The 26,465-nt window shown below is 67.6% G+C and carries 20 protein-coding genes; 9 read left to right on the forward strand and 11 right to left on the reverse strand.

Annotated elements, in window-relative coordinates; genetic code table 11:
* Positions 1–37: 37 nt before the first annotated feature.
* Positions 38–1,366, reverse strand: a complete 1,329-nt coding sequence (locus BLQ58_RS08910; protein ID WP_092596677.1) for a D-serine ammonia-lyase — start codon at positions 1,364–1,366, stop codon at positions 38–40.
* A gap of 93 nt (positions 1,367–1,459) precedes the next feature.
* Here BLQ58_RS08910 and BLQ58_RS08915 point away from each other — a divergent pair, with 93 nt between their 5' ends.
* Positions 1,460–2,410, forward strand: a complete 951-nt coding sequence (locus BLQ58_RS08915; protein WP_092596680.1) for a LysR family transcriptional regulator — start codon at positions 1,460–1,462, stop codon at positions 2,408–2,410.
* Positions 2,411–2,432: 22 nt separating this feature from the next.
* Here the strand turns inward: BLQ58_RS08915 and BLQ58_RS08920 are convergent, their stop codons facing one another.
* From BLQ58_RS08920 to BLQ58_RS08930, 3 genes are all read right to left on the reverse strand, one after another.
* Positions 2,433–3,650, reverse strand: a complete 1,218-nt coding sequence (locus tag BLQ58_RS08920; protein ID WP_092597337.1) for a bifunctional alpha/beta hydrolase/OsmC family protein — start codon at positions 3,648–3,650, stop codon at positions 2,433–2,435.
* Positions 3,651–3,749: 99 nt separating this feature from the next.
* Positions 3,750–6,656, reverse strand: a complete 2,907-nt coding sequence (locus BLQ58_RS08925; protein ID WP_092596683.1) for an HD domain-containing phosphohydrolase — start codon at positions 6,654–6,656, stop codon at positions 3,750–3,752.
* 40 nt (positions 6,657–6,696) lie between these two features.
* Positions 6,697–7,620 (reverse strand): LysR family transcriptional regulator, encoded by a 924-nt coding sequence (locus BLQ58_RS08930; protein WP_092596686.1) that lies wholly within the window; start codon positions 7,618–7,620, stop codon positions 6,697–6,699.
* A 110-nt stretch (positions 7,621–7,730) separates the two neighbouring features.
* Here BLQ58_RS08930 and BLQ58_RS08935 point away from each other — a divergent pair, with 110 nt between their 5' ends.
* Positions 7,731–8,474: an SDR family oxidoreductase gene (locus tag BLQ58_RS08935; RefSeq protein ID WP_092597339.1), complete on the forward strand. Its 744-nt coding sequence runs from the start codon at positions 7,731–7,733 to the stop codon at positions 8,472–8,474.
* A 289-nt stretch (positions 8,475–8,763) separates the two neighbouring features.
* A complete protein-coding gene (locus BLQ58_RS08940) occupies positions 8,764–9,285 on the forward strand; it encodes a MarR family winged helix-turn-helix transcriptional regulator (RefSeq protein ID WP_092596689.1) in 522 nt (173 codons plus the stop codon).
* Positions 9,286–9,318: 33 nt separating this feature from the next.
* Here BLQ58_RS08940 and BLQ58_RS08945 read toward each other — a convergent pair whose 3' ends face one another.
* Positions 9,319–9,684 (reverse strand): hypothetical protein, encoded by a 366-nt coding sequence (locus tag BLQ58_RS08945; RefSeq protein WP_139186082.1) that lies wholly within the window; start codon positions 9,682–9,684, stop codon positions 9,319–9,321.
* Between the two features lie 453 nt (positions 9,685–10,137).
* Between BLQ58_RS08945 and BLQ58_RS08950 the strand changes: the two genes are divergently transcribed.
* Entirely contained in the window at positions 10,138–10,518 is a 381-nt protein-coding gene (locus tag BLQ58_RS08950; protein ID WP_175459872.1) for an ElaB/YgaM/YqjD family protein, read from the forward strand.
* 26 nt (positions 10,519–10,544) lie between these two features.
* Here the strand turns inward: BLQ58_RS08950 and BLQ58_RS08955 are convergent, their stop codons facing one another.
* A complete protein-coding gene (locus BLQ58_RS08955) occupies positions 10,545–11,498 on the reverse strand; it encodes a LysR substrate-binding domain-containing protein (RefSeq protein WP_092596698.1) in 954 nt (317 codons plus the stop codon).
* A gap of 102 nt (positions 11,499–11,600) precedes the next feature.
* On the opposite strand from BLQ58_RS08955, the gene BLQ58_RS08960 reads away from it, so the two are divergent.
* A complete protein-coding gene (locus tag BLQ58_RS08960) occupies positions 11,601–12,860 on the forward strand; it encodes an MFS transporter (RefSeq protein WP_092596701.1) in 1,260 nt (419 codons plus the stop codon).
* Between the two features lie 85 nt (positions 12,861–12,945).
* Here the strand turns inward: BLQ58_RS08960 and BLQ58_RS08965 are convergent, their stop codons facing one another.
* From BLQ58_RS08965 to BLQ58_RS08985, 5 genes are all read right to left on the reverse strand, one after another.
* Positions 12,946–16,068, reverse strand: a complete 3,123-nt coding sequence (locus tag BLQ58_RS08965; protein ID WP_092596704.1) for an efflux RND transporter permease subunit — start codon at positions 16,066–16,068, stop codon at positions 12,946–12,948.
* Between the two features lie 10 nt (positions 16,069–16,078).
* Positions 16,079–17,278 (reverse strand): efflux RND transporter periplasmic adaptor subunit, encoded by a 1,200-nt coding sequence (locus BLQ58_RS08970; RefSeq protein WP_092596707.1) that lies wholly within the window; start codon positions 17,276–17,278, stop codon positions 16,079–16,081.
* Positions 17,262–18,545: a TolC family protein gene (locus BLQ58_RS08975; protein WP_092597341.1), complete on the reverse strand. Its 1,284-nt coding sequence runs from the start codon at positions 18,543–18,545 to the stop codon at positions 17,262–17,264. Before BLQ58_RS08975 ends, BLQ58_RS08970 begins: the two co-directional genes overlap by 17 nt.
* 370 nt (positions 18,546–18,915) lie before the next feature.
* Entirely contained in the window at positions 18,916–19,758 is an 843-nt protein-coding gene (locus tag BLQ58_RS08980; protein WP_092596710.1) for an HpcH/HpaI aldolase/citrate lyase family protein, read from the reverse strand.
* Between the two features lie 9 nt (positions 19,759–19,767).
* Entirely contained in the window at positions 19,768–20,940 is a 1,173-nt protein-coding gene (locus tag BLQ58_RS08985; RefSeq protein ID WP_092596713.1) for a CaiB/BaiF CoA transferase family protein, read from the reverse strand.
* Positions 20,941–21,096: 156 nt separating this feature from the next.
* Between BLQ58_RS08985 and BLQ58_RS08990 the strand changes: the two genes are divergently transcribed.
* From BLQ58_RS08990 to BLQ58_RS09005, 4 genes are all read left to right on the forward strand, one after another.
* Positions 21,097–22,032, forward strand: a complete 936-nt coding sequence (locus BLQ58_RS08990) for a LysR substrate-binding domain-containing protein (RefSeq protein WP_092596716.1) — start codon at positions 21,097–21,099, stop codon at positions 22,030–22,032.
* Between the two features lie 104 nt (positions 22,033–22,136).
* Positions 22,137–23,795: an MFS transporter gene (locus tag BLQ58_RS08995; protein WP_092596719.1), complete on the forward strand. Its 1,659-nt coding sequence runs from the start codon at positions 22,137–22,139 to the stop codon at positions 23,793–23,795.
* Positions 23,792–25,000: an HlyD family secretion protein gene (locus BLQ58_RS09000; protein ID WP_254775862.1), complete on the forward strand. Its 1,209-nt coding sequence runs from the start codon at positions 23,792–23,794 to the stop codon at positions 24,998–25,000. Before BLQ58_RS08995 ends, BLQ58_RS09000 begins: the two co-directional genes overlap by 4 nt.
* Complete coding sequence (locus BLQ58_RS09005; protein WP_092596725.1) at positions 24,997–26,418, forward strand: efflux transporter outer membrane subunit; 1,422 nt, start codon at positions 24,997–24,999, stop codon at positions 26,416–26,418. The genes BLQ58_RS09000 and BLQ58_RS09005 overlap by 4 nt, the downstream gene beginning before the upstream one ends.
* Positions 26,419–26,465 lie beyond the last annotated feature (47 nt).

Below are 26,465 nucleotides of genomic sequence, written 5' to 3' on the forward strand. Positions count from 1 at the left end.
AATCGAAAGATTTCGGATTCGGTTCAGGGGGGGCAGATCAAGCGGCCAGGGCCGCACCACGCTCGGCAAAGCGCGCGTACTCCTCGGGCGGCACGAACAGGCCGCCAGTCGTCCACACCAGATGGGTGGCATGGGCCATCGCGCCGTCCAGGTGGTGCTGTGTCAGGTAGGCGCGTCCGGCCTCGGTGCCGGTCAGCATGGCCGGGCCGCTAAAGCCGGCCGCGGCAGATGGCTCAATGCGCAAGCCTTCGGCTTCACGCACCCGATGGAGATCGGCAAACAGGGTGTCGTCGGCAACGGTACAGACCCCGGACAGCAACGGTCGCATGGCCTGCGCGGCCAGCGCCGATGCCTGCGGCACGGCCAGACCGTCGGCCTCGGTGCGGTTGGTCAGGCCCACGTCGTACACCGAAGCGCCGGGCGCCAGCATTTCCACCAGGAAGCACGGCGACTGCGTGGGCTCGACAAAGACCGGATGCACATTCGGGCCATAGAGCTGGCGCAGGCCGAAGGCGATGCCGGCCGGTGCGCCGCCCACGCCACATGGCAGGTAGACGAACAGCGGGTGCGCGGCATCGACCTTCACGTCTGCCCCGGCCAGCTGGTCCTGCAGGTGCAGGGCGGCGGCGCTGTAGCCCAGCATCAGCGACAGCGACCGCTCATCGTCGACGAAATAGCTGTACGGGTCGGCATCGGCCTCGCGCCGGCCAGCCGCGACGGCGGCGGCATAGTCGCCCGTGTGTTCCACCACGGCCACCCCGCGCGCCCGCAGGCGGGCCTTCTTCCATTCCTTGGCGTCGGCCGACATGTGGACGGCCGCGCGGAAGCCCAGCGCCGAAGCCATCACGCCGATGCTCAACCCCAGGTTGCCCGTGGAGCCCACGGCCACCTGGTAGCGGCCGAACAGCGCGCGCGCCGGGGCTTCGGCCAGCACGCCGTAGTCGGCGTCGCGCGTCACCAGACCGTGTTCGAGCGCCAGCGACTCGGCGAACTCCAGCACTTCATGAATGCCGCCGCGTGCCTTGATCGAGCCGGCCACCGGCAGGCTGTGGTCGGCCTTGATCCATAGCGCGCCGGCCGAGGCCGGCAGGCCGAGCGCACGCTGCATGGCCGGCGCTGGCAGCAGATCCGATTCGATCCGCCCTGCGCTGCCCTGCAGTTCGGGAAACAGCCGCGCCAGCAGCGGCGCAAACCGGTCGAAGCGTGCCCGGGCGGCTTTCACATCAGCTAGACTAATGCCGCACCCGTCCACGACGGTCGGTACGGCAGCGGCGTCACTGCGGCCGGGGTTGCCCCAGAAGACCGGGCGGGCGGCCTGCAGATCGGCGAGCAGTTGTTGCGGCAGTGCGGAAAAATCGGTCGGCATGAAGCAAGGGGAAGCGGGATGGGTGACCTCATTCTTGTCCCATTACACCGTCGTGACAAACCATTTGTACTGATCCGAGCATTAGCCTGACTAATGGCCAACACGCTTTCTGCATCATTATTGGGCTGGCTGCGCTGTTTTGAGGCGGCGGCCCGGCACTGCAACTTCACACAGGCCGCCGCCGAGCTGTGTGTGACCCAGGGCGCGGTCAGCCAGCAGGTCAAGCAACTGGAGCAATGGCTGGACCGCCCGCTCTTCCTGCGCACGCCGCGCGCGCTGGTGCTGACGCCGGAAGGCGAGCGCCTGCGCTTTGTGCTGCGCGAGTCGTTCCAGGCCATCGAAGGCACACTGACGCAGTTGCGCAGGCCGCGCGACAAGCAGCCCATCGCGCTGTCGTGCTCGCCGTCATTCGCGATGGTGTGGCTCACGCCACGGCTGGGCGGCTTCTTCCGCCAGCACCCGGACATCGGCTTGCGCGTTTATGGCGAATTCCACGCGCTCGACCGCTCGCGCATGCTGCGCGATGGCACCGAGGCCGCCGTGCGCTTCGATCCCGGCGGCTATCCCGACCTGAAGGCACATCAGTTTCTTGAAGAATGGCTGATCCCGGTGGCCAGCCCCGCCTACCTCGACGCCCACCCCGAACTGCAATCGCCCGAAGGCCTGCGCGCCGGCATGCTGCTGCACGATGTGAGCCCGTGGGATGGCGCCGGCGAGTTCGAGGAATGGCAATGCTGGCTGCGCCACGCGGGCCTGACCCTGCCCGATGAATCGGACGGCCAGCGATTCAACCTGTCGCAACTGGCCATCAATGCCGCCCTGGCCGGGCAAGGCGTGGCCATGGGGCGTTCCGCGCTGGTGCTGGAAGACCTGGAATCGGGCCGCCTGGTAGACCTGTGGGGTATCCACGCACGCAGCCAGGCGTCGTACCACTTTGTCTGCGCGCACGGGCAGACCGCGCAGGTGGCCGAAGTGGAAGCCTGGCTGGTGGCCGAAGGCGCGGCATTCGATGCCGCGCGCCGGCGCGTGCTGGGAATGGGCTAGTGCGCGTGGCCAGGGCGCGTGACTAGGCCTGCAGCGTTTCGATGTGGACTTCGGACTCCAGCGTGCGATGCACCGGGCATTTGTCGGCGATGGCCATCAGCGAGGCGCGCTGTTCCGCCGTCAGCTCGCCACTGATTGCGATGCGCCGCTCGATCCGGTCCACCATGCCCACGGTGGTCTCGCAGCTGGCGCAGTCCTTCGCGTGGATCTTCTCGTGCCGCAACTGCACGGCCACATGTTCCAGCGGCAATGCCTTGCGTTCGGCGTACATGCGCATCGTCATCGACGTACAGGCACCCAGCGCCGACAGCAGCAGTTCATAGGGATTCGGGCCGGCATCGTCGCCGCCCAGCGCGGCGGGCTCGTCGGCAACGAATTCGTGGCCGCCCACGCGCACGGTCTGCTGGTATCGGCCCCGGTGGCGCTCCGCCACCACCACCACGCCGGGCTCGGGAATTTCGGCCTGGACGTCCTCGGTCAGCGTCGGCAGGTAATGCTGCGCCCATGCCGCGATCATGCTGGCCGCATAGGCCGCGCCGGCACGGTTCTGCAGCAGGTGGTCAGCGCCCTCCAGCGCCACGTAGCTCTTGGGCTGGGCGGCGGCCCCGAAGATCGCCAGCCCGTTCTCGACTTCCACCGTATCGTCGGTCGGCGACTGCAGCACCAGCAGCGGCTTGCCCAGGTGCGCCACCTCGTCGAGCAGCGTGTGATTGGACACATCGTCGATGAACTGCCGCGCGATGCGGAACGGGCGCCCCGCCAGCTTGACCTCCAGTTCGCCCTCGGCGCGAATGCGCTCGACGTTGTCGCCCAGCAGCCCCAGCACATGGCGCGGGTCGCTGGGCGCGGCGATCGTGACCACGGCGCGTAGTTCGGGCAGGCGGCGGGCCACGCCCAGCACGGCGGCGCCGCCCAGGCTATGGCCGATCAGCAGCGTGGGCGCCTGCCCGCGCGCACGCATATACATGGCCACGGCCTCCAGGTCGGCCAGGTTCGAAGAAAAATTGGTGCTGGCAAAATCGCCCTCGCTGGCGCCGATGCCCGTGAAATCGAAGCGCAATACGGCAATGCCCTGGGCCGTCAATGCCCGCGCGATGCGCGTGGCGGCCAGGCTGTCCTTGCCACAGGTGAAGCAGTGCGCAAACAGCGCATGCGCGCGTACCGGGCCATCGGGCCACTCCATCCGGCCAGACAGCGTACCGCCCTGGCTGCCGGGAATCTCGATTTTTTCGACGCTCATCACCGCCCCCTCGAAACACGTTGCGCGAACTTCCGAAGCATAGTCCACGCGCCGGTTTGGCGTGAGGCGCGCCATCGGCGCGGTCGCCTGCAGCGTGGCTCAGGCCATGTCGACCAGCGCGGGGTCCATGTGGCGTTCGGCGTAGGTGCGATGGATGCCCGCCGCGATAAACAGGTCGAACAGCTCGGCATCGATGTGCTGCTGATCGCGCAGCCGGGTCATGATGCCCACGGCTTCGGACAGCGTCTTGGCCTTCTTGTACGGGCGATCCGCGGCCGTCAGCGCCTCGAAGATATCGGCGATGCCCATCATCCTGGCCAGCGGGCTCATCTGGTCGCGCTTGAGCCCGCGCGGATAGCCGGTGCCGTCCATCTTTTCATGATGCCCGCCCGCAATCTCCGGCACGTCGCGCAGATGCTTCGGAAACGGCAGGCGCGACAGCATGATCTGGGTCTGCACGATATGGTCCTCGATCTTGAATCGCTCCTCGGCGGTCAGCGTACCGCGCGATATCGTCAGGTTGTGCAGTTCGCCGCGGTCGTAGAGATACTGGGGAACGCGAAGCCGGAAGCCCCATGGATTGATGTCGGCGATATGGTCCTTCGCGGCACGTTCGATCCGATGATCGGGACGGTCGGCCAGCAGCGGCTCCATGACCGGCAGTGGCGCGGCGGGGACGCTGGCCCGGCGGGCCAATTCCTCATGCGAGATGCCGAGCCGGTCATCAAGCGTGCGCCGCCACGTCCGCGTGGCGATCTGCCGCAGGCGGGCCTGGTCCTCGGCCCCCATCTGCTCGCCGCCAACATTGCACGCCGCCACGAACGCGAATTCCTCGTCGAGCTGGCGCAGCAGCCCATCGCGCCGCTCGCGTGCGGCCTGCGGTTCCCCGCCTTCGGCCACGGCCTGCAGGCAGGCGATTTCCGCATCGCGCTTCAGCACTTCGAAGCGCATGCGCACTTCGTGAATACGGTCGTGCAGCGTTTCGAGCTTGGTGGCCTTGTCGATCACGTAGTCGGGCGTGGTGACCTTGCCGCAGTCATGCAGCCAGGCGGCTACGTGCAGCGCCTCCCATTCCGTTTCGGTCAGGTTGAACGACTGGTACGGCCCTTCGGTGGCATCGCACGCGGCCCGGGCCAGCAGCTTGGCCAGTTCCGGCACCCGCGCGCAGTGGCCGCCGGTGTGCGGACTCTTGGCATCGATGGCGCCGGCCAGCAGGCGGATAAACGCATCGAACAGGTCGCGCTGCGCCGTGGTGAGTTCGCCCACTTCCAGCGCGCCGGCCGACAGGCTGGCCATGGTGCTGGCAAATGCCAGCTGCGCGGCTTCGATCGGCGTATCGCGCAGCACCAGCACGACGCCCAGCAGCGCCTGCTGGCGGTTGATCAGCGGAATGACGGCGGCATGTACCGGCGCGGCACCCGCCAGGACATCGAGCCGCGCGGCGGCCACGTCGGCCGATGTCAGATGGCCGGCGCGCGCCGTGCCTTCGCGCACGGCCGTGCGCACCAGCGCCAGGGTGTCCTGCGCCAGCGCCCCGCTCATCGTGGTCACCTCGGCGCCGCTGCGGTCGAAGCCCACGGCGGGGCTCAGGCCCTGGTCATTGGCCGCCAGGTACAGCGCCCCGGCCTGCCCGCCCGCGGCGCTCAGCGTTTCCTGCAGCAGCAGCGGCAGCAGCCGGTCCAGGCGGTGCTCGGCCGATACGGCCCGCATGACGTGCAACATGCGCTGGATGGTGCCGCGCATCTGATCCATCGTCATTGCCAGATCGTTCACTTCGGCAATCTGAGAGCGGACCGACACGGGACGCACGAAATCGAAGCGGCGGATGGCGTCGGCCTCGGCGGCCAGCGATTGCAGCGGCCGCGCCACGCTGCGTGCGACCAGCCAGGTGACCGGCAACGCCAGCAGCAGCACCAGCCCCGTCATGACCATGCCCCACGCGGCCTGCTGCCGGGCATCGTGCAAAAGCTCCGCCTGCGGGATGGCCGATACCAGCAGCAGCGAATTGGGGTCCTTGTCGTCCAGCAGGTCCACCGACGTGTACCAGTCTTCGCCATCGGCACGTTCCAGCAGCATGGGGTGCGCGGCGGCCTGCGGGTCGCCGGGCGCCGCCACCCTGGCGGCAAGACCGGTCAGCACGGCCAGCCCGTAATCCTCCGGCCGGCCCGCCGGATCCATGATCACCGAATCGGGCGCGGCCACGGAATCGGGCGTCGTGCGGTTGATGGCGACGAGCTTGCCTTTCCGGTCCAGCAGCGCCAGCACCGCACGCGGCGTCAGCGTTTCGTGATTCAACAGCTGGCCCAGCGCGTCCAGCCTGAAGTCTCCGCCAACCACGGCCTGGCCGTCAGCCGTACGCAAGGCCAGCGTGGCACCCGATTCGCGGTCGGAATAGAACATGTACGGATCGGTGCGCACCAGCGTGCCGGACGCCATGGCCGCGGCATACCAGGACCGCGTGCGCGGGTCGTAGCGCCTGGCAAAGTCGGCGGCGGCGGCCTCGCCGATCAGATGCAGGTCAGACGCCAGGTAAAAGTACCGCCCCACTGGGCGGCCGCTGTCGCGGTCCACGCTTTGCACCAGGAATGCCGCGCGCGGCGGCGCCTTGTAGGCGGCGCGCTCGCCCTCGTCGCGCAGCGGGCGCATATAGAAGAAGCTGCCGTCCGCGTAGCCGATATACAGCGCCTGCAGGATCGGCGAGCTTTCCAGCGCGTCGCGCATCAACGCCATGCGCTGCTTGCGCTGCGCCAGCATCGTGGCATCGGCCAGCGAACTGTGGCTGAGCAGCCGGACCGCCATCTGGGCGGGCTGCAACAGGTTCTCCACTTCCTCCAGGCTCTCGCGGCTGACGCGCTGGGTGGTGTCCGTGACGGACCGCTCCAGCGCCGCCTTGGTCATCACGTAGTTGATGCCGCAGACCAGCGCCCCCACCAGCAGCACCAGCGAGCCGAACCACGTCCAGATATGGAAATGGAGCCGCACGCTCCGTCGCACTGCCGTTGCCATACGGCCCCTCCCGATGTGGGGTGCTTCGTGAAATGACAGTTCAGCGTCCGTCGAACCTGCGCGCCAGGCCCTTGCGCTGGAAGGCATCGACGATGAATTCGATGAACACGCGCGTCTTGGGCGGCAGCAGCTTGCGGTTGGGATAGTAAAGCGCCAGAGGGCCGTTGTCAGCACACCAGCCCGGCACCAGCCGGACGAGCGCGCCGCGTTCCAGCCACGGCGCGGCGTGCGGCATCGGCAGCAACGCCACGCCCAGCCCCTGCATCGCGGCGTGGGCCATGGCTTCCGGGTCGTCGAAGATCAACCGGGTACGTGGCTCGGCCAGGGCTTCCTCGCCAATCTGGTTGCGCAGGTTCCACAGCCGCAGGCGGCCGGTGGAGGCAGACCGGCGCACGATGCCGTCGAACGCGGACAGGTCAGCCGGATGCTTCGGAAGCGTCTTCCCTTCCAGGTAGGCCGGAGCGGCTACCGCCACCACATAGGTTCGCGCCAGTTCACGCGCCACCACGCCCTCGGTCAGTTCGATGCCGCCGCCGATGGCCGCATCGAAACCGCCGGCAATCAGGTCCACGCTCCGGTTGTCGAAATGCCAGTCCGGAACGATGGCCGGATACATCGTCAGAAACTCGCCGAGCAATGGCACCAGGTATTCGCGCCCAAACGCCACGCCCATGCTGACCCTCAGCACCCCGGCCGGCTTGCCGTCTTCCTGCGCGGCGCTGGCAAACGCATCGCGCAACGTGGAATAGGGGTCGGACACCTGCCGGAAGAACTGCTCCCCGCCCATGGTCAGCGTCAGCTTGCGCGTGCTGCGCTGGAACAGCCGCAGCCCGAGATGATCTTCGAGCCGGGCCACGTTCTTGCTGACGGCGGCGGGCGTCAGGCCGAGCCGGCGGGCTGCAGCCGAAAAGCTGCCCGTTTCGGCACTCTGGATAAACGATTCGAGCAGGTTCAAGGCTTCCATGGCGGCAAGCTTATACCAATGGTTGAAAAAGTTGATCCGGATTTATGACTACCGGTAGGGGATCGCAAAAACCATACTTCGTTCACCAACCTACCTCAACAAGGAAACCGATCATGACCTCGCTCTCGAACAAAGTTGCCTTCGTAACCGGCGGTGCGCGCGGCATCGGCGCCGCAGTGGTACGCCGCCTGGCCCGGGACGGCGCCGCCGTTGCCTTCACCTACCAGAGCTCCGGCGCCGCCGCGCAGGAACTGGTGGAGTCGATCCAGGCTGCCGGCGGCCGCGCCAAGGCCTATCGCGCCGATGCGGCCGACGCCGCCGCCCTCACCGACGCCATCAACGATGCCGCCGTGCATTTCGGCCGGATCGACATCCTGGTGAACAACGCCGGCGTGCTGTTCCTGGGCGCGGTCGAGGACTTCTCGCTGGAAGACTTCGACAAGACGCTGGCCGTCAACGTCCGCGCCGTGTTCGTGGCCAGCAAGGCCGTGCTGTCGCATATGGGCGAAGGTGGCCGCATCATCAACATCGGCAGCACCAACGCCGACCGCATGCCGTTCGCCGGTGGCGCCGCCTACGCCATGAGCAAGTCCGCCCTGAAGGGCCTGGTGCAAGGCCTGTCGCGCGATCTGGGCCCGAAGGGCATCACGGTCAACAACGTGCAGCCCGGTCCGGTCAACACCGACATGAACCCGGAGAACTCCGACTTCGCCGCATCGCTGCACGGTCTGATGGCCCTGCCGCGCCACGGCCATCCGGATGAAATCGCCAGCATGGTCGCCTATCTGGCGGGCCCGGAAGCCGGCTTCGTCACCGGTGCCAGCCTGAACGTGGACGGCGGCTTCGCGGCGTAACGCCAGCCGCCCGGCCCTGATCCCGGCCCTGATCCCGGCCCCGATCCCGGCCCCGATCCCGGCCCTGATCCCGGCCCTGATCCCGGCGCGCAGGCTCCAGCAGCGACGCGCCGCTCAGCGTGGCCCCTCCGCCGCATGCGGTCGAGGGGCCATTGATCGTCAGGCGCCGCACGAATGCCGGGCAGGCGCAACACCTACCGCGCCACAAAGTTGCGAACAACAAGCGGTGTGAGACAATCGCAGGCGTTTTCCGGGGGATCTCCCGGCATACCTTTTTAGCGCCCCGTACATGTCCAGCACTACCCAGCACACTCCGGCTACCACCGAGGGCATCGATCCCTGGTCGCACCTCGACGAAGCCGGCACCGGGCTGAACGTCAACGACTTCCTGACCACCATGCTGAGCCAGTTGGTGACGGCGCTGCGAAGCAGCGTGACGGAGCCGTACGCGACGCAGTTCGACCTGACCGTGCCGGAATGGCGCATTCTGGCGCTATTGGCCCATGGCGAGCCGATGTCCTTCGCGGAACTGGTCAAGCAGTCGACGTCGGACAAGGCCCTGGTCAGCCGCACGCTGCGATTGCTGGAAGACCGTGGCCTCGTCACGCTGGAGTCGCAAGGCACCACGCCGCGCAAGCGACTGTCCTGCAAGATCAGCGAAGCCGGGGCGGCCCTTCATGCGCAGGTGATTCCACTGGCGCGGCGCGGTCAGGCTTCCGTGATCCGGCTGCTGACGCCCGAGGAACGGCATGGCCTGTATGCTGGACTGCGCAAGCTGCACGGTATCTGCACGGGCGCCGGCAAGGCATAGCAGCGCCGATCCCAGCCCCGGCGGCACCGGCCGTTAGCGGCGGCTTGAGACGTGTTCGAGGACGCGATCCAGCTTCGTGTCCATCGTTGTCAGTTGTGCCTCCACCCTGGTGAGCCGCTCGTCGGTCCGATCGGCTCGCACTTCCGGGCGCTCCAGCCGTCTTTCCATGGCGGCGAACCTGCCGTCGTAACGCTGGTCCATCGCAGCCAGCTGGCCGTTGATTCGCTTGTCCATCTCGTCGAAACGCACATTGATGCGCCTGTCCCGTTCCTCGATGCTCCGCGTCACGGCAACCAGCTTGTCTGCCATCGACGCGTTCATCGTGGTCATGATGTAGAGCACGAACGTCACGCCTGCGCCGGCCATTGCCAGAACGGGCGCCCACTTTGCCACGCCCAAGCGGCCCGGTCTCGGTCCGCGTGCATAGCCCGATGCCCGCGACCTGCCCCGGTGCGGCTTGGCTCCGGTTGCGTCATTGGCACAGGGTTCTGCCATTGTGGCCGTTCGAAAAATCCTCATGATTGACCCCGGAACGAAGGTTGCCCGTCGGTGGCCCGCTCGTTTTTGGGCGGACTGCATCACACGAAACAACCATACCGCAGCGCCCAGCGATCCGAAATCGTATTTGTCTCATCGCGACCAGATTCAGATTGCTCTCATATGCCGCGGGGCGCAGGATGTGCCGATGTTGGCGCGCGCCCGGCCTGCCATGGCGCAAATTACAAACGTCGGTAAGTCGGCGCTGCCGGTTGCCGGGTCAAAGGGCCGCAAGCCCCCGGCGTCCGTGCATTGGGCGCTGGTATGAAACCTGCGCCAGCAGATGTCCGCATACGAACCCAGCGAGGAGACGCCATGGCCGCCTTTGACCCCAACGATATCAATGCATCCAGCGCCCAGCAGAGCAATGCATCCAACGCCCAGCAGAAGCTGCAGGCCGATACCCGGCAGCTGGCCAAGGATCTCGATGACCTGCTGGCGCAGTTGCCGAACCTGACCGGCGAGGCCATCGAAACCGCCAAGCAGACCTTCCTGTCGAAGGCCGCGCAGGGATCGGACAAGCTGGCATCGATCAAGGCATCGGTCAGCGACAGTGTGTCGCGCGGCCAGGAATGCGTGACCGACTATACGCACCGCGAGCCGATCAAGGCGCTGGGCATGGCCCTGGGCGTTGGCGTCCTGCTGGGCGCGCTGCTATGCCGGCCGACCCGGCATGGCGACCGCTACGACGACTGACGCGCAGGCCCTGGTGCCTGGCTGAATCAGGCTGCCAGGGCGTCCGGCACCGGCGCGCCGGGCAGCGCCGCGCGGAGGATGTCGGCAAGCCGCTCCACCTCGGGCGGCATCGTGGCCGACGCACGCACCATCGCGAGCGACATCGACGGCAGCGCAGGCAGGCCATGCTCCCCGGCCTGCAGCGCCCGTACACCCGCGGGCAATCCATAGCGCGAGCGCACCGTCAGGCCCAGCCCTGCGGCGGCGGCGGCCCATAGACCGCCAAGATTGGGGCTCGAAAACGTGATCCGCCAGGGAATGCCGGCGCGATCCAGTGCGGCCATCGCAGCCGAATGAAACTGGCACGGGCGGTCGAAGGCCACCAGCGGCAGCGGCTCGCCATCGGCAGGCTGCCACGGGATCATCGCCGCCCCGCTTGCGGCGCCTACCCAGCACATCGGCACCTCGTCGATCCGTTCCACGTGCCGGTGACCTATCGCGTACCCGCCCACGTCGTCCGATACGGCGGGATGCATGTCGGCCCACACCAGCGCCAGATCGCACCGTCCGCTGTCGATCCGCTCCAGCAAGTCGGCATTGCGGGACACCACCGCCTCGATGCGCACCCTTGGGTGGGCCCGCGCGAACCGGCCCAGCACTTCCGGCAGCAAGCCTTCGCCGAATTCCTCCTGCAACCCCAGGCGGATGCCGCCCGACAGATCCACGCCGCGCACCGCGCTGACCGCTTCGTCGTTCAGTTCCACCAGCCGACGCGCGTAACCCAGCATGGCCTCGCCCGCTGCGGTCAGCGCCAACCCGCGCCCGGCCTTGCGGAACAGCGGCGTGCCGGCCTGTTCTTCCAGCTTGCGGATCTGGGCGCTGATGGCCGACGTGGATCGGCCGACGCGCTCGGCCGCGCGCGCAAAGCTGCCCAATTCCATGCCGGCCAGCAGGCTGCGCAGTGCAGACAGATCGAGATTGGTTCGGGACATCGCCACCATCCTGTTTTATCGAACGAATCGTGAAAAATTTTCCGATTTTCAGGATGAATTCTCGATGACAGACTGGATCACGTCAAACCTCTTCGGGATCACCTGTCACCTATGTCTTCGCACACCGTTCCGCTTGCCGTACCGCCAGCCCGGCGCCTGGCACCTTCCCATCGCTGGAAGGTATTGGGCGTCGGCGTGGCGGCCAACGCCAGCGTACTGGCGGCCGTCGGCGGCATTCCGACCACAGCCGTCTGGATGCGCACGGGCTACCACCTGGACACCGCGCAAGTCGGTCTGGCCGTCGGCGCGATCGGCCTCGGCACCGCGCTCTCGGAACTGCCCTGGGGCCTGGCCGCCGACCGCTGGGGCGACCGCCCCGTGCTGCTGGGCGGACTGGCCGCCACCAGCGCGGCGTTGCTGGCGATGGCCCTCTGGCTATCGCCGATGGCCGAGGCCGCCGCACATGTCCCTTCGCTGTCATGGCTGGTCGTGGCCATGACGCTGGTCGGCCTGGTGGGCGGCAGCGTCAACGGTGCCAGCGGGCGGGCTGTCATGCGCTGGTTTCACGAAGGCGAACGCGGGCTTGCCATGAGCATCCGCCAGACTGCCGTGCCGATGGGCGGCGGCATCGGGGCGCTGACCCTGCCCTGGCTGGCATCAACGTTCGGCTTTGCCTGGGCTTATGGGTGGGTCGCGCTGCTGTGCGGCGTCTCCGCCGTCCTGACCTGGTGCTGGCTCCATGAACCGCCCGACTTCCCGGCCACCTCCGCGGCGCAGTCGCGCAGCCCGAACCCGCTCGGGCGGGCCAGCGTCTGGCGCATCGTGCTGGCCATCGGGCTGCTTTGCGTGCCGCAATTCGCCGTGCTGGCCTTCGCCTCGATCTTTCTGCATGACTACGCACAGGCCGGGCTCGGTGCGATCACGGCCACGCTGGTCACGATCCAGGGCGGCGCGATGCTCACCCGCGTCTGGAGCGGCCGCTGGACGGACCGGCATGGCAACCGCCGGGCCTATCTGCGTGCATGCACGCTGATCGCTGCGGGTGCCTTCCTGCTGCTGGCCGGCTGTGTGCACGGCAGTGCGACGGATAGCCGCCTGATGGCGCTGCTTCCGGTGGTGCTGGCGCTTGCCGGGATCGCGGTATCCGCCTGGCACGGGGTCGGATACACCGAACTGGCGGCCATGGCCGGCGCCGACCGCGCAGGTACCGCGCTGGGCATGGCCAACACGGTGGTGTTCTTCGGTTTCTTCCTCACGCCCCTTGCGCTGCCGCACTGGCTGGCGCTGACATCGTGGCCAATGGTCTGGGCAACGACGGCCGTGGTGGCGCTCGGCGCCTGGCCGCTCTTCCCACGGTCCCCCAGACGGTGAAGCCGGGCAGTCATCTGCGCCGCACAGGGACGAAAAAAAACCGGGGCGCTTGCCCCGGTCTTCGCTACGGCTTCACATCGCCTGCTCAATGCGCCATCGAGTCGTTCAGGCGGTTCTCGTTGTTCGACTGGCCTTCCTCGTCCGGCCAGTTGCGGCCCACCATCCACTCGTAGAGCGTCGGCAGCACGATCAGCGTCAGCAGTGTGGCCGTAATCAGGCCGCCGATGATGACGATGGCCAGCGGACGCTGCGTCTCCGAGCCAATGGCGCGCGAGATGGCCATCGGGAACAGGCCCAGCATGGCCAGCATGGCCGTCATCAGCACCGTGCGCAGGCGGTCCATCGAACCGGTCAGCACGGCCTGGCGCACCGGCATGCCTTCCTGGCGCAGCTGGTTGAAGTACGTCACCATCACCACCCCGTTCAGCACGGCCTGGCCAAACAGCGCGATAAAGCCGATGGCCGCCGACACCGACAGCGGAATGCCGGTCAGGAACAGCGCGAACACCCCGCCAATCAGCGCGAACGGAATGTTCGAGATGATCAGCGCCGCGCTCTTGAACGACTGGAAGGCATTGAACAGCAGCAGGAAGATCAGCAGCACCGACAGCGGCACCACGATCGACAGCCGCGCCATGGCGCGCTCCTGGTTCTCGAATTCGCCCGACCAGCTGATCTTGACGTCCTCGGCGTTCACGTTCTTCTTCACCAGCGCCTGCATGTCCTTCACCACGCTGCCCATGTCGCGGTCGTGGATGAAGATGCCGATCGACGTGGTGCGCTGGCCGTTCTCGCGGCTGATGTTCATCGCGCCGGACGCCGCCCGGAACGTCACCAGTTGCGACAGCGGCACCTGCGCCCCGTCGGCGGTCTGCATGAAGATGTTCGGCAGGTTCGGCAGTTCGCGCTCGCCCGACTTCAGGCGTACCACCACGCTGAAGTGCTTTTCGCCCTCCCACAGTTCCGTGGCGGCCTTGCCGGCCAGCGCGCTTTCCATCAGGTCCTGTACGTCGGCCACGTTGATGCCGTAGCGGGCCGCCTGGGCGCGATCGAATTCCAGCACGTACTGCGGCAGTTCGCCGTCGCGGTCGATGAACGCGCGCATCACGCCCTTGACCGACTGCACGTTCGCCAGGATCTGGTCGGCCACCTTCTTGTTGTGCTCGAGGCTGTCGCTCTGCACCTTGATCACGATCTGGCCCTTGATCTGCGAGATGCTTTCCAGGATGTTGTCGCGCACCGGCTGCGAGAAGTTCGGTTCGATGCCTGGCAGCTGACGCAGGTTGTGGTTGATCTCGTTGATGATCTTGCGCTTGTCGTAACCCGCGCGCCACTGCTTGTCGGCCTTCAGGTCGACCAGGATCTCGACGGTGTTGATCAGCTTCGGATCGGTGCCGTCGTCGGGGCGGCCCACCTTGGAAATCGTGGTATTCACCTCGGGCGTCTTGCGGATCACGTTGCGCAGGATGCGAGCCTGGTCGCGCGCCTCGTCCAGCGACACCGACGCCGGCAGGTCGAAGCTGACCCACATCGAGCCTTCGTCCAGCTCGGGCAGGAATTCGCTGCCCAGGAACTTGCCCACGCCCACGGTCGCCACCAGCAGGCCCAGTGCAATGCCCACCACCTTCTTCTTGTTGTCCAGCGCCCAGGCCAGCATCGGCTCGTAGAGGCGCTTGCAGTAGCGCACCACGAAGTTGTCGTCGTGGGCGATGTTCTTGGTCAGCAGCAGGTGGCACAGCAGCGGCACCACCGTCAGCGACAGGATCAGCGAGCCGATCAGCGCGCCGGTCACCGTGTACGCCATCGGCGCGAAGATCTTGCCCTCGTGGCGCTGCAGCGTGAAGATCGGGATGTGCGCCGCGATGATGATGATCATCGAGAACACGGTTGGCCGGCCTACCTCGGTGGTGGCCTGCAGGATCGCGTAGAGCCGCGCCTTGTTGTCCTTGATCTGCTGTTCCTTCAGCTCGCCCAGCCGCTTGAAGATGTTCTCGACGACGATCACCGCGCCGTCGACGATGATCCCGAAGTCCATCGCGCCCAGCGACAGCAGGTTGGCCGGTATGCCGACCCACGTCAGGCCGATGAACGTCGACAGCAGCGACAGCGGAATCACCAGCGCCACGATGGCCGCGGCGCGCACGTTGGCCAGGAACAGGTAGAGCACGGCCAGCACCAGCAGCGCGCCTTCCACCAGGTTGCCGAACACCGTGTGCAGCGTCTTGTCGATCAGCGTGGAGCGGTCGTAGTACGGCACGATCTTCACGCCCTTGGGCAGGATCTGCGTGTCCAGCAGTTCGATCTTCTGCTTCAGCGCCTCAAGCACCACCGACGGGTTCTCGCCCTTGCGCATCACCACGATGCCCGAGACGATGTCGTCCTCGTTGTCCTGGCCCATCAGGCCCTGGGGCGGCGCCGCGCCGATCTTCACCTCGGCAATGTCCTTGACCAGGATCGGCGTGCCGTTGTTCTCGGCGACCACCACGTTGGCGATGTCCGCCGACGAGCGGAAGCTGCCCAGCGAACGCAGCAGGTACTGCTGGCGGCCATGTGCCACCGCGCCGCCGCCGGCGTTCGAGTTACCGCGCTGCAGCGCCGTGAACAGCTGCGACAGCGAGATCTTGGCGTCGCGCATGCGGCCCAGGTTCGGGTTCACCTCATACTGCTTGATCGAACCGCCAATCGTCACCACGTCGGCCACGCCCGGCACCTGGCGCAGGTTCTTTTCGACCACCCAGTCCTGCAGCGTGCGCAGTTCCTGCGCCGTATAGCCCTTGCCGGTCAGGCGGAAACGGAAGATTTCGCCGATGGCGGTGGACAGCGGCGCCAGCTCCGGCTGCACGCCGTCGGGCAGGTCCACGCTGCGCAGCCGCTCGATGATCTGCTGGCGCGCGGTAATGTCGGTGGCCTTGTCGTTGAAGGTCACCATCATGAACGACAGGCCGAACTGGGTATGCGAGAACACCCGCACGGAGTTCGGCGTGCCGGCCAGTGCCGTTTCGATCGGAATCGTGACCTGGCGCTCCACCTCTTCGGCGGCGCGGCCCGGGTACAGCGTGATGATGTTGACCTGGATGTCCGAGACGTCCGGGAAGGCCTCGATCGGCAGATTCTTGAAGGCTGCCAGGCCGCCCGCGACAAAAATGATCAGGCCGAGCCAGACGAACAGCTTCTGGTGCAGCGCAAAGCTAACGATACGTTGGATCATCGGGCCGCCCTTATTGCTTGGCGGTCGCACGCGCGGCATTCACCGCGGTGGCATCGCGCAGGATGTCCTGCAGATAAAGGTTGCCGTCGGTGACGACCACGTCGCCGGCCTTCAGGCCCGCCACCACTTCGGTCGTGCCCGGCAGCGACACGCCCAGCTTGACCTCGCGGCGCTCGAACACGAACGGCGTGGCCGACGTGCGCACGAACACGTAGTTCTTGTTGTCGGCCAGGAACACGGCCTTGGACGGCACCGAAATGCCCTGGAACGACGCGGCCTGGAGCCTGGCCGTCACGAACATCTCGGCCTTCAGGCGACGGTCGGCGTTGGGCACCACCAGTCGCACCTTTACGCTGCGCGAGGCCGGATCGACATAGTCGGCGATCTTGACCACGGTGCCCGTGAAGGTCTCGCCGGGATAGGCGGCGCTGACCAGCTGCACGTTGATGCCCGGCTTGAACAGGCCAAGGTCGGCCTCGGCGGCGTCGAGCTGGGCCCACAGCGTGCTGGGATCGGTGATCAGGAACAGCGGCGCATTGGGCTGCTGGTCCGGGCGCACTTCCATGCCGGGATTGATATTGCGCTCCACCACCAGACCGTCGATGGGGCTGCGCAGCGCGAACCGCTGGTTCACGGCGTCGCCGCCGCCAGCGCCATACATGCGTAGCGCGGCCTGCGTGCGGGCCAGGTCGGCGGCGGCACGGGCGTTGTCGGCCTGCGACTGCTCCAGGTCCTTCTGGGCGATCACGCCGGCCTGGTACAGCTCGCGCTGGCGGGCCAGCGACTTGGCGGCCACGGCGCTGTCGGCCGCAGCCTTGCGGGCGTCGGCCTGCGCCACGCCGTAGTCGGGCGATGTCAGCATGGCCAGCGCCTGGCCGGCCTTCACCGTGGCGCCCGGCTGCACCATGATTTCCATCACGCGCCCCGCGAACGGCGTGGCCACGCGCACGGTCTTGTCCTCGTTCCAGACCAGGCGGCCCGGCATGCTCAGCATGCGGTCGCCACCGCTTTGCACGGGCTGGCCAACCACCCCGGAAAGCGCCTTCACGCTGGCCGGATACGTGATGGTCTGGCCGGTGATCTTCGGCTCGTCATCGTTTTCCGGGACTTCCTTCTTGCCACAGCCGGCCAACGCCAGCGCGCACAGCGACACCACGGCGGCCATGCGGAAACGGCCGGAGAGAGACGGGAAATTAAGGGCGCGACGCATCGGTACGAACCTGGGGAAGCTTGTTGATATCGGATTGGGTGGATTGCAGCGCGGTCAGGTAGGCCGACAGGGCCTTGGCATAGTTGCCCTGCGCCTCCACGGCATCCACGCGGGTCTGGCGCAGCGCGCGGCGTGCGTCCAGCAGGTCCAGCACGCCGCTGGCCCCCTTGGAATAGGCGAACTCGGCACTGTTTGCCACGCTTTCGGCGGCCGGCAGCACCGATTCACGCATCTGCTGCAGCGACGCCCGGGCGGCGTCCAGCTGCGCACGCAGCCGGCCGATCTCGTTCTGGGCCTCGAGCAGGATGCGATTGCGGTCGTCCAGCGCCGCGTAGTAGTCAACCTCGGCCCGGCGCGCCTCGCCGCCGAAGCTGTGGCGTACGAACAGCGGGATCGACACGAACGCGCCGTAGCTGTTGCCGCTGCCGGTGGTGTTGGTTTCGGAAACAGGATAGTGCTCGTACTGCACACCGACGGTCACGTCGGGCACGCGGCCGGCACGGGCCAGGTCACGCTGCGACGCCGCGGCGGCCAGCCGCGCTTCGGCGGCGGTCACGTCCGGGCGTCGCTGCAACACTTCAGGATCGAACGGCGGCACCGTCGCATCGGGAGTCGGCCAGTCCGCCACCAGGCGGTTGTCCATCAGCGTGCCGGGCACGCCCATGGCGGCGGCCAGCGCGGCCTTGTCGCTGCTGTGGTCGGCCATGGCAGCGCGCAGGTCACTCTGGGCGCGCAGCGTTTCCAGCTGGAGCTTTGTCACGTCGGCCCGCGACACATCGCCCGCCTTGAGCCGCGCCTCGTTGGCCTGCTGGGTCCGGCCGTAGAGCCCGACCGTCTCGGTCAGCACCTCCACGCGGGTCTGGCTGACCACGGCTTCGTACCAGGCCTGGTCCACGGCGCCCAGCTGCTGGGCCACCACCGCCTGGGTCTGCTCCCCGGCGGCGGCGCTGGCCTTGCGGGCGGCCTCGGTACGCAGGTTGCCCTTGTTGGCCGTCTCGATGACCTGGTCCACGCGAACGGTGGAATCCACCGTCTTGCTGCGCAGGTTGCCGGCGCCCACGCCAAGGTGCGGGTTGATATTGGCCACGCCCAGGCTCAGCACCGGATTGGGCCGCTGGGAAGCAATCTGGATGTCGGCCTGGCTGGCCTCTTCGTTTCGGCGCGCGGCGATGATGTCGCGGTTGCAACGCAACGCGTCAAGCCGGGCCTGCGCCAACGTCAGGGCCGCCTTGGCCGGCGGTGGCACGCAGGGGCCGTCGGGTGGCATCGGCTCGCTGGCGGCGTGACCAGCACTGGCCACCAAGGCAAGCAGCGTTGCCGCGGCGGCACGGTAAACAGGAAAATGCACGATCAGTCTGGCTCAATTCGACTTGCGGTCTGCAGTAAACGACCGTGCCAGCCGAATGGTGGACCGGGTAAGTGACTTTTATCGTTCTGTTTTACCCGGCGCCATTCCATTCATCCCGCATGCATGGCAGCGCACGATCTCCCATGCGCATTTGACAGCAACCTGATTACAAACGGCTTTCATCCTGCCGATAAATTTCGACATTTGCATCGAACCCACCGGTCAGGGAAAACACCGATTGGCGCCATACCGATGCCAATGGCTGCGCCTATGTTTTATTAACCGAACATTAACGGGCGGCCGCCGCCACAATACGTTGCGCGCGATCCAGCACCGGGCGGTCCACCATTTTCCCGTCCACCGCAATGGCGGCACCATGCGCTGCCGCGGCCTGCTCCACCACGCGGCGGGCCCATGTGAGTTCGGCGTCGGAGGGCGCCAGCGCTTCGTGGACGCCGGCCACCTGGCTGGGGTGAATCAGCAGCTTCGCACCGAAGCCGAAGCGACGCCCACGCAATGTATCGGCGGCCAGCGCCTCGGCATCGCCAATGGCGGTGCAGACGCCGTCTACCGGAGGCGGCAGGCCGGCAGCCCGGGAATGGAGGACCAGGGCGCTGCGGCAGTAGTGCAGCGGCAGGTCGTCGTCGCCCACGTCGAGGTCGAACATCAGGTCAATGCTGCCGAACAGCAGACGCGTGACACCTGCTGCCCGCGCCACATCCGGCAGATCGGCAAACCCGGCGGCGGTTTCCAGCAAGGCGTGGCAAGGCGTCTCCGGCAATTTGGCACGAAGTGCTGCCAGCGACGCATTGTCGGCCTTGGGCAAGACGACGGCTTGCACCGCCTGTGTGCGGCAAAAGGCCAGATCCTCGTCGAAGTACGCGGTATCAGCGCCGTTCACCCGCAGTAGGAGCACCACGCCTGCCACGTCGGCCTGCTGTTGAAGTATGCGCCATACTGCACGCAGCCCGTCCCGCGCCTCAGCCTTGGCATCGGGTGCGACTGCATCCTCCAGATCGACGATCACCGCGTCGGAGCCGGCGGCGATCGCTTTCCCGATTCGATCCGGCCGCGACGCCGGTACAAACAAATAGCTGCGCGGGACGCGCGCCTGGGCCGGAGTTGCGCTCATGCCGCCTCCTCAGACCACGCCATCGGCGTGCAGGCTGGCGATCTGCGCCGCGCTGCAACCCACCTCGGCCAGGATGGCGTCGGTGTGCTGGCCGACGCCGGGTACGGCATCCATCCGCGCATCGGTCATGCCTGGCGGCAGCAGCGCCGGAATCGGTCCGGCCGGTGTGTCCACCTGGCGCCACCGCCCGCGGGCGGCCAGTTGCGGGTGATGCCACACATCGGCCATGGTGTTGACGCTGGCGTTCGCGATCCTGGCCTCTTCCAGGCGGTGCACCACCTCGGCGGCGCTGAGCCGGCTGAAGGCCTCTACGATGCGGGCGCGCAGTTGCGTGCGGTTGGCGCTGCGCAGGCTGTTCGTGGCAAAGTCCGCCTGCGTGGCCAGATCGGGCTCCTGCAGCACCACCTTGCAGAACACCGCCCATTCGCGCTCATTCTGCAGGCCCAGCATCACGGTCTTGCCGTCGCCGGTGGGGAACGGCCCGTACGGATAGATCGTGGCGTGGGCGGCACCGGCGCGCGGCGGCGGCTCGGCGCCTTCGAACGCGTAATACATCGGAAAGCTCATCCACTCGACCATCGATTCGAGCATCGACACGTCGATGCGCTTGCCGCGCCCGGTCTGCCCCCGCTCGATCAGCGCCGCCAGCACGTTGCTGTAGGCGTACATGCCGGCCGCGATGTCGGCCACCGATGCACCCGCCTTGACGCCCTCGTCCGGCGTGCCGGTGACCGACACGAAGCCCGACTCGCTTTGCACCAGCAGGTCGTACGCCTTCTTGTCGCGATAGGGGCCATCGCCGCCGTAGCCCGAAATATCGCAGACGATCAGGCGGGGATAGCGTTTCGACAGCGTTTCATAGTCGAGCCCCAGCCGCGCGGAAGCGCCGGGCGCCAGGTTTTGCACCAGCACGTCGGTCTTTTCCAGCAGCGCCTCCAGCACCGGCCCCGCGCCGGGCGCCTTGACATCGAGCGTCAGGCTTTCCTTCGAACGGTTGGTCCAGACGAAGTGCGACGACAGCCCCCGCACCCGGCCGTCATAGGCACGCGCGAAATCGCCGGGGCCGGGGCGTTCGATCTTGATGACGCGAGCGCCCAGGTCGGCCAGCTGGCGGGTGCAGAACGGCGCCGCAATGGCCTGTTCGAGCGAGACTACGGTGATGCCTTCAAGCGGTCTGGACATGGCAGTGTCGGGGGCGAAAGATGCGCATGGCGCGATGCCGACAATCTACCTGCCGGCGCCAGCCGTGTGAAATAGGGATTGCGGAAGGCACCATAAGTAGAATCAATACCCTGGCGTTTTCATATCTGATAAGTCGAAGGGGAGAGGCCCACAATCATGGACATCCGCGCCATGCGCTATTTCGTGGCCATCGTCGACCACGGCAGCCTCACCCGGGCCGCCGAGGTGGTGTGCGTGGCACAGCCCGCGCTGTCGCAGCAGCTGGCCGCGCTGGAGGACGAGTTCGGCGTGCCGCTGGTGCATCGCGGCGCCAAGGGCGTACGGCCCACCGAGGCCGGCAAGACGCTCTACCGGCATGTGCGCAATATCCTGCGTCAGATCGAGATTGCCGGGGCCGACGTACGCGTGGCCGGCACCGAGGTCTCGGGAACCGTGGCCATCGGGCTGCCCACCACCGCTGCCGCCGCCTTCGGCATGGCCCTGGTGCGCGCCGTGCGGCAACGCTATCCACAGGTGCGGCTGCAGCTCTTCGAAAGCATGAGCGGCTATATCTCCGAACTGCTCAACCAGAACCGGCTCGACTTTGCGATTCTGTTCCGCGACACACCGTCGCGCGCGGTGGAGCCCGAGCCGCTGGCCAGCGAACCGCTCTACCTGATTGGCACGCCGCCCGGCCCGACGCCGCGCGGCAAGGCCACCGGGACGGTGGCGCTCAAGGCGCTCGACGCGCTGCCACTGGTACTGCCGAGCGGATCGCAGGGCCTGCGCGAGGTGGTGGAGCGGCGCTTCGCCCAGGCCGGCATCGCCCTGAACGTGGTGGCCGACCTCGATTCGCTGCCGTTCCTGCTGGCCGCCGCCCGCGAAGGGCTGGCCTGCACGATCCTGCCGGCCTCGTCGCTCGACGAAAGCGATGCGGCCGTGCCGCGCCGGCGCATCGTGCCCGAACTGCGCCGCACGCTGTCTCTGTGCTGGCCGCGCGCCCTGCCGCGCTCGAACGCGGCGGAAGCCGTTGCCGACGTCCTGCGCGAAATCGTCAAGGAAAGAATTGCAGAAGGCGGTTCGTTGGCGCCACCGGCATTGCAAAAGAGCTGACCCCGGCCATCCCGCCCGGCGGGGCGCCCCGGGCCGTGCTTGCCACGCGCCGGTTCCTCCCGCATCATCGCCACATCCCACGCCGTTCGTCGCCCAAGTCAGCCATGGCAACTGCCAGCTACGAGTTCAAGCCGCATGAACGGCCGTCGATGCCGGGATCGCCCGCCACGCCGGACCATCCCACGCCACGGCGGGTGGCCTATTTCTGCGTGGGCGTCCTGATCGGGCTGACCGGCGCCTTCGGCAACGCGCTGGTTGTGGCCAACCTCAACAACATCCAGGGGGTGTTCGGGCTGTACAGCGACGAGGCCGCGTGGTTGTCCACGGTCTATGTCATGACCAATGTCTGCATGTCGATGCTGGTCATCAAGTTCCGCCAGCAGTACGGCCTGCAGCGGTTCACCAAGGTCTTCCTGCTGTCCTACGCGCTGGTCACGGGCGCCCACCTGCTGACCCACACCTTCGGCACCGCCCTGCTGGCGCGCGCCGCCAACGGCGTCGCCGCCAGCGGCATGTCCACGCTGGCGCTCTACTACATCATCCAGTCGCTGCCGGCGCGGCATCGCATGCGCGCGGTGGTGATCGGCTTCGGCGTGCCGCAACTGGCCACGCCGCTGGCACGGACGTTTTCCACGGGCATGCTGGAAGCCGGCAACTGGCAGACGCTGTACCAGTTCGAATTCGGCCTGTCGCTGCTGTCGCTGGTAACGGTGGCCCTGCTGCCGCTGCCGCCCAGCGAGCGGATCAAGGCCTTCGAGCCGCTCGACTTCGTCACCTTCGCCCTGTTTGCGCCGGGCATGGCGCTGCTGTGCGCGGTGCTGGGCCAGGGCCGCATCCTGTGGTGGACCGAGGCGCCGTGGCTGGGCTACGCGCTGTGCGGCGCGGTGATCCTGATCGCGGCGGCGCTGTGGATCGAGCACAACCGAGTGAATCCGCTGCTCAATACGCGCTGGCTGGGCAGCATGGCGATCATCCGCTTTGCCGTGGTGGCCACGTCGGTGCGCATCCTGCTGTCCGAACAGCCGTATGGCGCGGTGGGCCTGCTGACGGCGCTGGGCATGGGCAACGACCAGCTGATCTCGCTGTATATCGTCGTGTCGATGGCCACGGTGGCCGGGATCGCGGCCAGCGCCCTGACCCTGAATCCGCAGAACCTCGGGCGGCCGATCCGCATTTCGCTGATCCTGATCGCGATCGGCGCGTTCGTCGATGCCGGCTCGACGAACCTGACGCGGCCGCAGAACATGTACTTCACGCAGTCGCTGATCGCATTTGCCGCGGTCTACTTCCTGGGGCCGACGCTGCTGATCGGCATGGGCAGCGCGCTGCAGCGCGGCATGAGCCATTTCGTCAGCTTTTCGGCGCTGTTCAGCATCACGCAGTCGCTGGGCGGGCTGGCGGGTTCGGCGCTGCTGGGCACGTTCCAGACCTGGCGCGAGAAATTCCATTCCCACGCGCTGGTACAGGGCATCAGCCTGTCCGACCCGCTCGACGCCGCGCGCCTGCAACAGCTGGGCAACGTCTACAGCCGCGTGCTGGCCGACCCCCTGCTGCGTCAGACAGAGGGCGCCATGGCGCTGGCGCAGCAGGTTACGCGCGAAGCCAACGTGCTGGCGTTCAATGATGTGTTCCTGGTGATCGGCATCCTGTCCACCGTCACCTTTGTCTGGCTGCTGGCGCTGTACCTGAACCGGGTGGTGCCGGGACATATTCCAGAGAAGAAGCCACCGCCAACCCCGCCCTCCACGGAGAAAGGCACTTGACCCCGCCGCCCGCCCCCCCAGAACGGCCAGAACCGCCCCAACCGCCAGACTCGCCAGCGCAGCCCGATCGCACCCCCGCCGCGCCCCCGGCCGGCAAGCCCGAACGGCTCGAAGACCCGGTGGAGGTCGAGGCATCGCCCAAGGGCTGGGCGCCACCGCGCGGATCGCGCCGGCTGACCGCGCTGATCGTCGTCGTGGCGCTGGCCAGCGTGCTGATCATCCTGTACGCCTGGGGCCTGCCGCCGTTCTCGCCGTCGATCCAGAGCACCGACAATGCCTATGTGCGCGGCCAGACCACCATCATCAGCCCGCAGGTGAGCGGCTATGTGACCGAGGTGCCGGTGCATGACTTCGACCTGGTCAAGACGGGTCAGGTGCTGCTGCGCATCGACGACCGCATCTACAGTCAACGCGTGGCACAGGCGCGCGCATCGCTGAACACGCAGATCGCCAACCTGGCCAACGCCGACCAGACCCAGCGCGCCCGCGAGGCCACCGTGAAGTCACAGCTGGCCAATGCCGAGAACGCCCGCGCCCAGTTGTTGCGCGCCCAGGCCGACATGAAGCGTGTGGACGAACTGGTGGCCGACGGTTCGGTGTCGCTGCGCGAACGCGACCAGACGCGGGCGGCGCTGCGCCAGGCCGAGGCTGCCGTCGAGCAGTCGCGCGCCGCGGTGGAGATCGCCCGGCAGGACGTGGAAGCCATCATCGTGGGCCGCGAGGGCCTCAAGGCTGCCGTCGAACAGGCGCGGGCCGCCCTGCAGCTGGCCGACATCGACCTGTCGAACACCGTTGTCATCGCGCCGCAGGACGGCCGGCTCAGCCAGATCGGCGCGCGGCTGGGCCAGTACGTGACATCGGGCTCGCAGCTGATGTTTCTGGTGCCGCCGCAACGCTGGGTCATCGCCAACTACAAGGAAGCCCAGACCGCCCGCATGGCGCCGGGCCAGCGGGCCACGTTCCGCGTCGATGCGCTGGACAACGCGCGCCTGACCGGCCGCGTGGAGCGCCTGTCGCCGGCGGCCGGTTCGGAGTTCGCGGTGATCGTGGCCGATAACGCCACGGGCAACTTCGTCAAGGTGGCGCAGCGCATCTCGGTGCGCATTGCCATCGACCCCGACCAGCCGATGGCGGATCGCCTGCGTCCGGGCATGTCGGTGCAGGCCGAAGTCGACACCAGCACCAACGGGCCGCCAACGCGATGACGCACGGCCCCGGTCCTTCCGCCTGCATCGCGCTGCGCCTGACGCGCCGCGCCGTGCTGCCCGTCATCGCCCTGCTGCTGGCCGGCTGCATGGGGCCACGCCCGCCCTTGCCGGATCCCGTCGCGCCGCCGGTAGCCTGGCGCGTGGATCCCGGCCCCACCGTTGCCATCGAGCGCGAATGGTGGCAGACCTACGGCGACCCGGCGCTGACCGCGCTGGTGGCCCAGGCGCTGAGTCAGAACGACGACATCGCCATCGCCGTGACACGCGTGCGCCAGGCCGATGCCCAGGCGCGCATCGCGCGTGCCGAGCTGTTCCCGACGCTGGACTTCACGGCGGGCGCCACTCGCGCCCGCGCCATCAACGCCTTCGGCACGGCCGGCACCGCCAACACCGGCCAATTGGCGCTGGATGCTTCGTACGAGGTCGATCTGTTCGGCCGGATCCGCGATTCGGTGGGCGCCGCGCGCAACAGCCTGCTGGCCAGCGAAGCGGCGCGCGACACCACCATCCTGTCCGTGTCGGCCGCCGCGGCGCGCGGCTATATCACGCTGCGGGCACTCGATGCCCAGCTCGATGTCGTGCGCCAGACGCTGACGTCGCGCGCCGACGCGCTGCGGCTGGCGCGTGATCGGGCGCGGGCCGGGTACACGTCCCAGCTCGAATACGAACAGGCGCGGGCGGAGTACGAATCGACCGCCCAGGCGGTCCCCCAGGCCGAACTGGCCGTGGCACGGCAGGAAAACGCGCTGGGCGTGCTGGTGGGCAATCCGGAGGCGGGCGCCATCGCGCGTGGCCTGCCCCTGCAGGCGCTGCAGCAGCCGCCCGTACCGGCGGGCCTGCCGTCCGAACTGCTGCGGCGGCGACCCGATATCGCCCAGGCCGAATACACGCTGGCCGCCACCGATGCCAGCCTGTCCGCCGCCCGCAAGGCCTACCTGCCGCGCATTCCGCTGACGGCCTCGGGCGGCCTGGTCTTTGCAACCGGCCTGGCCAATCCGGTTCGCATCTGGACACTCGGCGGCAGCGTGCTGGCACCGCTGTTCGAGGGCGGCCGCATCGTGGCCGGCGCCGACGCCGCCGCCGCCCAACGCGACGAGGCCGCCTATGCCTACCGCCGCGTGGCGCTGACCGCCTTCCGCGAAGTCAACGACAACCTGGCCGCGGTGCAGAAACTGGGCGAACAGGAAGCACGGCTGCGCGAGCAGCGCGACGCACTGGCAGCGGCCCTGCGCCATGCCACCAACCGCTATCGCGCCGGGTACTCGCCTTATCTGGAGCAACTGGACGCCCAGCGCCAGCTGTTCAGCGCCGAACTGAACCTGATCCAGACTCACGCGGACCGACTCAATGCCAGCGTGGCCCTGTACCAGGCGATGGGGGGCGGCTGGCAGCCGGCTGGCGGGGCAGGCCAATAAGAAAAGCTTATGGCGCCAGTCGCCGATTGAATTTCTCCTGCGTGCGG

Source organism: Ralstonia sp. 25mfcol4.1 (assembly GCF_900104095.1).
GTDB lineage: Bacteria > Pseudomonadota > Gammaproteobacteria > Burkholderiales > Burkholderiaceae > Cupriavidus.